The 7926-nt window shown below is 60.5% G+C and carries 6 protein-coding genes; 5 read left to right on the plus strand and 1 reads right to left on the minus strand.

The features are described from left to right. Positions 1-48: 48 nt before the first annotated feature. The 5 genes from K8W16_RS05325 to K8W16_RS05345 all read left to right on the plus strand — a co-directional run bounded on the left by K8W16_RS05325 (position 49) and on the right by K8W16_RS05345 (position 7553). Complete coding sequence (locus K8W16_RS05325; protein ID WP_304121845.1) at positions 49-1434, plus strand: FAD-binding oxidoreductase; 1386 nt, start codon at positions 49-51, stop codon at positions 1432-1434. Between the two features lie 2 nt (positions 1435-1436). Continuing rightward, on the plus strand, positions 1437-2747 hold the full coding sequence (locus tag K8W16_RS05330) for a (Fe-S)-binding protein (protein WP_304121847.1): 1311 nt from the start codon (positions 1437-1439) through the stop codon (positions 2745-2747). Between the two features lie 83 nt (positions 2748-2830). Further along, positions 2831-3457, plus strand: a complete 627-nt coding sequence (locus tag K8W16_RS05335) for a lactate utilization protein (RefSeq protein WP_304121849.1) — start codon at positions 2831-2833, stop codon at positions 3455-3457. 3 nt (positions 3458-3460) lie between these two features. After that, positions 3461-5611, plus strand: coding sequence for an L-lactate dehydrogenase (quinone) large subunit LdhH (gene ldhH, locus K8W16_RS05340; protein ID WP_304121852.1), 2151 nt, complete (start codon positions 3461-3463; stop codon positions 5609-5611). Positions 5612-5864: 253 nt separating this feature from the next. Continuing rightward, positions 5865-7553: an L-lactate permease gene (locus K8W16_RS05345; RefSeq protein WP_304121854.1), complete on the plus strand. Its 1689-nt coding sequence runs from the start codon at positions 5865-5867 to the stop codon at positions 7551-7553. Between the two features lie 121 nt (positions 7554-7674). Here K8W16_RS05345 and K8W16_RS05350 read toward each other — a convergent pair. Then, positions 7675-7926, minus strand: a 252-nt coding sequence (locus K8W16_RS05350; protein ID WP_304121857.1) for a hypothetical protein, incomplete at its 5' end; no start/stop codon positions are given.

The following is a 7926-nucleotide window of genomic DNA, read 5'->3' on the forward strand; positions in this document are numbered from 1 at the left end:
ATTATATGTACTTTCCTGACTTTTATAACCCTTCGGGGAGGGGATGTCATGATCAGTCCTAATTTAATCAAAGAACTGAGCGCTCTGCTGGGTTCCGAGAACGTATTCACCAGCGAAGCCGACAGGCAGTGCTACTCCTACGACAGCGCCGTGCTTCCAGCCAAAGTACCGGCGCTGGTTCTTCGTCCTACCCAGACGGAGCAGATAGGGGAAGCCATACGCCTCTGCTATGAAGCCGGGCTTGCCATCACCGTGCGCGGCGCGGGGTCCAATCTCTCCGGCGGCACGGTGCCGGATACGGTGGACAGCGTCGTCATCCTCACCAACAGCCTGCAGAAGATTCTCGAAATCAATACCGAAGACCTCTATGCCGTGGTGCAGCCCGGTGTGGTGACCGCCCAGTTCGCCGCCGCCGTGGAAGCCAAGGGGCTCTTCTATCCTCCCGACCCGGGCTCCATGTCCGTATCCACCCTTGCGGGCAACATCGCGGAAAACGCGGGCGGCCTGCGCGGCCTGAAGTACGGCGTCACCAAGGACTACGTCATGGGGCTGGAATTCTATGATTACGAAGGCAACCTCGTGAAGACCGGCTCCCGCACCGTGAAATGCGTAACCGGCTTCAACCTCGCCGGCCTCATGGTGGGGTCCGAAGGCACCATGGGCGTCATCAGCAAGGCCATACTCAAGCTGGTACCGCCGCCTCGCGCCTCCCGTGCCATTACTGCGGAATTTGCCGATGTGCAGGATGCGGCCGACGCCGTAGCCGCCATGATCGCCGCCCATGTGGTGCCCTGCACGCTGGAACTGCTCGATCAGGCAACCTTGAAATATGTGGAAGCCGACCAGAAAATCGGCCTGCCCGTGGAAGCCGCGGCCATGCTGCTCATCGAAGTGGACGGGCACCCCGGCCAGGTGGAGGACGAAGCCGTCATTGTGGAAGAAGTGCTTAAAAAGTGCAACGCCACGGGCATTCACATCCCCAAGGACGCCGAGGAAAAGAACAAGCTGTGGGCGGCCCGCCGCAACGCCCTGCCCGCCCTTGCCCGCGCCCGCCCCACCTGCGTGCTGGAAGACGCCACCGTACCGCGCTCCAAGATCCCGGCCATGATCAAAAACCTCAATGAAATCGCTGCGAAATATAAGCTCGACATGGGCACCTTCGGCCACGCGGGCGACGGCAACCTGCACCCCACCATCCTCTGCGACAAGCGCGACAAGGAAGAATTCTCCCGCGTGGAAGCCGCTGTGGATGAAATCTTCGACGTGGCCCTCAAGCTCGGCGGCACGCTTTCCGGCGAACACGGCATCGGCACCGCCAAGGCCAAGTGGATGGAAAAGGAAACCAGCAAGGGCACCATTCTCTTCTCCCAGCGCATGCGCCGCGCCATTGATCCCAAGGGCCTGTTCAACGCCTGCAAAATCACGGGGATCTGACCATGAGCGACATCACCCGTCTTGCACAGACATTGATGAAGCTGGACGACCGGCTGGCCGACTGCATGCGCTGCGGCCTCTGCCAGGCGGTCTGTCCGGTGTTCGGCGTCACCTACAAGGAATCGGATGTGAGCCGCGGCAAACTGGCGCTTCTCGATAATCTCGCCCACAAGATGATCGAAGATGCCGACGCTGTGGAAGAAAAGCTGAACCGCTGCCTTCTGTGCGGCTCCTGCCAGGCCAACTGCCCTTCCGGCGTTTCCATCCTGGAAATCTTCATGGAGGCGAGGCAGGCGCTGGTGGACTACCGCGGCCTGAACCCCGTCAAGAAGTTCGTCTTCCGCGAGCTGCTCACCCATCCGCAGCTTTTCAGCGCCATGATGCGCAGCGCCGCCCCCTTCCAGGGGCTTGTCATGCGCCAGAAGGGCGCAAAAACCTACGACATGCCGCTTTTCAAGAAGCTCATCGGCTCGCGCCATATCGCCAAGCTCCCGGCAAAGTCGCTCCACGCGAAATACGGGGATCTGCGCACCGAAGGGCAGATAGGCATCAAGGTGCTCTTCTTCGCGGGCTGCATGGCGGATAAATACTACACACAGCTCGGTGAGGCATGCCTTAAGGTGCTCAAACATCACGGCGTAGGCGTCGTCATGCCCTCCAATCTCACCTGCTGCGGCATCCCCGCCCTCGCCTCCGGCGACCGTACGGGCTTCGTGCTGGAGACCAGGAAAAACCTCGACGTCATCGGCCGTGAGTTCACCGGCGGCGGCATACAGTATGTCCTTACTCCCTGCGGCTCCTGTACGGCCACGCTGAAGGAATGGTGGCCTCATTTCGCCCGGGAGTTCTCGCCCGAACATCAGAAGACCATTGCCGCCGTGGCCGACCGCGTGATGGATATCAACGCCTTCCTCATCGACGTTCTGCATGTGGACAGGATGGACAAGGGCATGCGCCGCCCCGGCGAAGCCACCCGCGTGACGTTCCACGACTCCTGCCACCTGAAGAAAAGTCTCGGCGTATGGGAACAGCCCCGCAAGCTCATCCGTCAGAATCCCAACTACGAGCTGGTGGAAATGGCGGAAGCCGACCGCTGCTGCGGCTGCGGCGGAAGCTTCACCCTGTTCCATTACGACCTGTCGAAGGAAATCGGCCTGCGCAAGCGCGAGAACATCGTCCGTTCCGGCGCTTCCGCCGTGGCCACGGGCTGCCCTGCGTGCATGCTCCAGATTTCCGACATGCTCTCACAGAACAAGGATGACGTCGTCGTCAAGCATCCCATCGAAATCTACGCGGAAACGCTGCCCGACTGACCAGCGGGGAAGGCCGGTATTGCCGTGCCGGCCTTCCTTTTTCTTTCCAGCCCCTTCCGGCGGAATCATGCCAAGGAGTAACAATGACCCAGGATCAACTTGTTGAAGTGGTGAAAGCCAAGGCTCCCTCGACTCCCGCTTCTTTTTATGAAGCGAAGGATTTCGCGGACGCCATGCAATACGCCGTGGATATCACCGAAAAAAAGCGCCACTGCGAGATGCTGCTGCCGGAAGAAGGCAAGCAGTACGGCCCCGCCAGTGAAAACGGCTTCCCCACCATGCTTGAACGCTTCATCGCGGCCCCCGGCCTTTCCGATGAGGAATACGCCGTACTGGAAGAAAAGGTTGCGGGCACGGACATTACCCCCCTGCGCGGCGGCCTTCGCGACCACATGGGCGGCTTCGACACCAGCATCACCTGGGCTGACGCCCTGGTGGCCGACACGGTGACGTGCATCGTCAATTCCAACCGTGAGGAAGTGCGCCTCGGCACCATGGTGGCGGAAGTGTCCATCATGCTGGTGCGCAAGTCCACCCTGCTCGACAAGCTGGAGGACGCCAACAGCATCATGCTCGACCTGCTCAACAGGGGCGGGGCATCCTACACGGCCTTCATCACCGGCCCCAGCCGTACGGCCGATATCGAACGCGTGGGCGCCCTCGGCGTGCACGGACCCCTCGAACTTCACATCGTGCTGCTGGAGGATTAAGACATGGCCGACGCCAAGAACATGAAGGAATACCACGGTCAGATTCAGGAAGCGCTGGACGACAAGTTCCTCCGCGCCACGCTGGACAAGTTCGCCGTTGAGTACAAGGCAAACCGCGTCCGCATCTTTGAAGGTATGGACGTCGACAAGCTCGTCAGTGAAGTGGCCGATATCAAAGACAACGCCGCCCAGCACATGATGGAGCTTTACGAACAGTTCAAAACCGAAGCGGAAAAACGCGGCGTGCATGTGCATTTCGCCTCCACCGGGGCGGAAGCCAACCGCATCATCGCAAAAATCGCCAAGGAAAACGACTGCAAGAACATCATCAAGTCCAAGTCCATGACGGCGGAGGAAATACACCTCAACAGCGCCCTGGAGAAGGAAGGCCTTCGCGTGGTAGAAACCGACCTCGGCGAATGGATCATCCAGCTGCGCCATGAAGGCCCTTCCCACATGGTCATGCCCGCCATCCATCTTTCCCGCCATCAGGTGGCCGACCTGTTCACCGACGTGACCAAGGTACAGCAGGACAGGGAAGATATTCAGAAGCTCGTGAAGGTGGCCCGCAAGGAGCTGCGCGCCGAATATGTGAATGCCGACATGGGCATTTCCGGAGCGAACTTCGCCGTGGCGGAAGCCGGGCTCATCGGTACTGCGACCAACGAAGGCAACCTGCGCCTTGTGACTACCATGCCCAGGGTGCATGTGGTGCTGGCCGGCCTTGAAAAGCTCATCCCCACCGTGGCCGACGCGCTGAAGGTGCTTCAGGTGCTTCCGAGAAACGCCACCGCCCAGGCCCTCACCTCCTACATCACCTGGATCGCCGGCGCCAACGAATGTGCCACCGGCCCCGACGGCCGCAAGGAAATGCATATCGTCTTCCTTGACAACGGCCGCCTGAAAATAGCGCAGGATCCGGCTTTCAAGGACATTCTGCGCTGCGTGCGCTGCGGCGCCTGCGCCAACGTCTGCCCGGTCTATCGCCTCATCGGCGGCCATAAGATGGGCTATGTGTACATCGGCGCCGTGGGCCTCGCCCTCACCTACCTGTATCACGGGGCGGACAAGGCCCGTGCCCTGGTGCAGAACTGCATAGGCTGCGAATCCTGCAAGAACGTATGCTCCGCGGGCATCGACCTGCCGCGCATCACCCGTGAAATCCGCTCCCGCCTCGTGAAGAGCGAAGGCAACAGCGCCGCCGGCTCCGTGATGAGCATGGTGATGAAGGATCGCGACCGCTTCCACAGCCTGCTCAAGTTCATCAAATTCTCGCAGAAGCCCCTCACGGTGAAGGGCGGCAAGTTCATCCGCCACCTGCCCGCCGTGCTCATGGGCGGCGACCAGAGCTTCCGCCAGCTTCCCGCGCTGGCTCCCAAGTCCTTCCGTCAGCTTTTCGAAAAGGTGGTGAACAACCCCGCCCAGCCCAAGTTCCGCGTGGCCCTCTTCTCCGGCTGTGCGCAGGACTTCGTCTACCCCGAACAGCTTGTGGCCGCCGTGCGCGTGCTCAACAGGCACGGCGTGCATGTGGAGTTCCCGCTCAAGCAGACCTGCTGCGGCCTGCCGCTGGAAATGATGGGCCAGAGGGAAACAAGCCTTCAGGTCTGCTCGCAGAACGTGAACGCCTTCGAGCCCGGCAAGTACGACGCCATCATCACCCTCTGCGCCTCCTGCGCCGGGCATCTCAAGCACGGTTATCCCGACCTTCTGAAGGACACGGAAGACAGGTATCGTGCCGGCATCTTCTCCTCCAAGGTCATGGACTTCACCTCCTTCGTGTACAACAAGCTGGGCCTCAGGGCGGAAGACTTCGTCAAGACGAACGAAAAAGTCACCTACCATTCTCCCTGCCACATGCGGAACATGGGCATCACTGAAGAACCGCGCGCGCTTCTGAACATGGTCGCCGACTATGCTCCTGCGGCGGAAGAGGATGTGTGCTGCGGCTTCGGCGGTACCTTCTCGGTGAAATTCCCCGAACTCTCCGCCGAAATAGGCAGAAAGAAGCTGAGAAACAGCGAGGCTACCGGTGCTTCCATCATCGTGACGGACTGCCCCGGCTGCATCATGCAGATCCGCGGCGTAGCCACGGCCAATGATTCGCCCATCAAGGTCGAACACATGTCCGAGCTGCTCGCCCGCGCCATGAAATAATAAAAAAACAGGGCTCCGCCTCAGGGTGGAGCCCTGCCTCCGGGGAAAATCCCCCAAAAAATATCCGTGCTTCCGTCCGAAAGAGCCGGAAGAAAAAATCTTTCCCGCCTGGTTGAGCCACACAGGCAGGCGGCGCAGGCGCACGCAAAAAAAACGCGCCCGTCCCCACGGATCCGGGCAAGCTCCGCAAGGGGCGGCATGTTCCTTCTTCTCCCTAAGCCCGTTTACCTTCTTACAATCAGAGGAGAGCCATATGAACATTGAACTGCTGGCACTTTTTGCCGTCGCGCCGCTGCTCGTGGCGCTGATCCTCATGGCCGGCCTGCGCTGGTCGTCCATGCGCGCCATGCCGCTGGCATGGGCCACGGGCGCGATTCTCGCCATCCTTGTATGGCAGCTGCCCATAGTCCGCGTGATCGCCCTCACGCTGGAAGGCTTCATCACCGCCGCGGGCGTTCTCATCATTGTGTTCGGCGCGCTGCTCATCTACTACACGCTCACCTACAGCGGGGCCATGGAAACCATCCAGGCCGGCATGAAAAAAATCAGCCCCGACCGCCGCGTGCAGACCATCATCATCGGCTTCATGTTCGCAGCCTTCATTGAAGGCGCGGCCGGATTCGGTACCCCCGCCGCTCTTGCCGCCCCGCTGCTGCTCGGCCTCGGCTTCCCTCCCCTCTGCGCCGCGGTCATCTGCCTCGCCTTCAACAGTATTCCCGTGACCTTCGGCGCCGTGGGCACTCCCGTGCTTCAGGGCTTCAAGTCCATTGAAGCCCTCGGCATGGCCGCGCTGAACACCGGCGACCCGGCCCTGGTCTACAAGACCATCGGCGAATACGTCACCCTCATGCATCTGCCCATGCTCTTCATCCTGCCCATCTTCCTCCTGGGCTTCATGACCCGTTTCTACGGCAAGAACAAGTCCTGGGCCGAAGGCTTCGCCGCCTGGAAATACTGCCTGCTCGCCTCCGTGTGCTTCGGCGTACCCTACCTCATCCTCGCCTGGACCGTCGGCCCCGAACTGCCCTCCCTGCTCGGCGGCATCATCGGTCTCGGAGTCCTCGTGAAGCTCACCCAGAAGGGTATCTGCGTGCCCGAAGGCACCTGGGACTTTGATTCCAGCGACAAGTGGGATCCCGACTGGATCGGCGAAATCAAGCCTTCCGACGTGACGGAATACAAGGAACACATGAGCCAGGGCATGGCGTGGCTGCCCTATGTGCTCTGCGGCCTCATCCTCGTGGTGACCCGCGTGCCCGCCTTCCATCTGAAGCCCATCGTCACCGACCCCATGTTCAACATCGGCGCTTCCAACATCCTCGGCCAGGAAGGCGTGGGTGCGTACATCGCCCTCATGAACCTGCCCGGCACCGTGCCCTTCATCCTCGTTTCCATCATCACCATCTTCCTGCACGGTATGCTGCGTAACGACGAAATCGGCTCCAACAAAGTCAGCAAGGCATGGTCCACCGCTTTTGCCAAGATGAAGGCTCCCACCATCTCCCTGCTCGCCGCCGTGGCTCTCGTGTCCATCTTCAAGGGCACCAGCGTCAGTGAAGCCACCAACCACATCTCCATGCCCATGGCTCTCGCCCAGAGCCTGGCCGACCTCGCGGGCGGCGCCTGGCCCGCGCTTGCCTCCTATGTGGGCGGCCTCGGCGCCTTCATCACCGGCTCCAACACCGTGTCCGACATGCTCTTCGCCAACTTCCAGTGGGATATGGCAAGGACACTCGGCTACACCGTGCCCCAGCACTTCATCATCATCGCCGCTCAGGGCGCCGGCGGCGCCATGGGCAACATGATCTGCATCCACAACATCGTGGCAGCCTGCGCCGTGCTCGGCCTTATCGGCAAGGAAGGCGACATACTGCGCCGTACCGTCAGCCCCTTCATACTCTACGGTATAGCCGTCGGTATCGTGGCCTTCATCCTCATGTAAGGCTCCCTTTCTCCACAAGAAGGCCGCCCACCGGGCGGCCTTCTTCATTCAGGGCTAACCCACCGGGGAAAAGCCTCACGCGACAGGCAGGTGCTTCGCAGTTATACCCCGTTGGGGATGCTCAGAAAACAGGAGTGAACAAAAACTGCCGCTTAAGCTTCCTCGCCCGGGAGAGAAGCCCTAAAAAACTTCCGCAAAATATCTCCGCGCCGAGTCTGCCAGTCAATGCCCCTCGTGCTGCAAATGCAAGGCAGGCTTCCCCGGAAAACGAAGCTCGCTTTTCCGTACATAAGAATTTCTGAAACAATTTTGTAAAAAACTGCATCTGGCGGCAAAGCACTATGTAATCTTCCTGAATACGAGCACAGCTCAC

The organism is Mailhella massiliensis, assembly GCF_020741395.1.
Lineage (GTDB): Bacteria > Desulfobacterota > Desulfovibrionia > Desulfovibrionales > Desulfovibrionaceae > Mailhella > Mailhella massiliensis_A.

What these genes read in the sequence shown, in the direction of transcription:
- K8W16_RS05325 (WP_304121845.1), top strand. Translation starts at nt 49, where the DNA reads ATGATCAGTCCTAATTTAATCAAAGAACTGAGCGCTCTGCTGGGTTCC.
- K8W16_RS05330 (WP_304121847.1), top strand. Translation starts at nt 1,437, where the DNA reads ATGAGCGACATCACCCGTCTTGCACAGACATTGATGAAGCTGGACGAC.
- K8W16_RS05335 (WP_304121849.1), top strand. Translation starts at nt 2,831, where the DNA reads ATGACCCAGGATCAACTTGTTGAAGTGGTGAAAGCCAAGGCTCCCTCG.
- ldhH (WP_304121852.1), top strand. Translation starts at nt 3,461, where the DNA reads ATGGCCGACGCCAAGAACATGAAGGAATACCACGGTCAGATTCAGGAA.
- K8W16_RS05345 (WP_304121854.1), top strand. Translation starts at nt 5,865, where the DNA reads ATGAACATTGAACTGCTGGCACTTTTTGCCGTCGCGCCGCTGCTCGTG.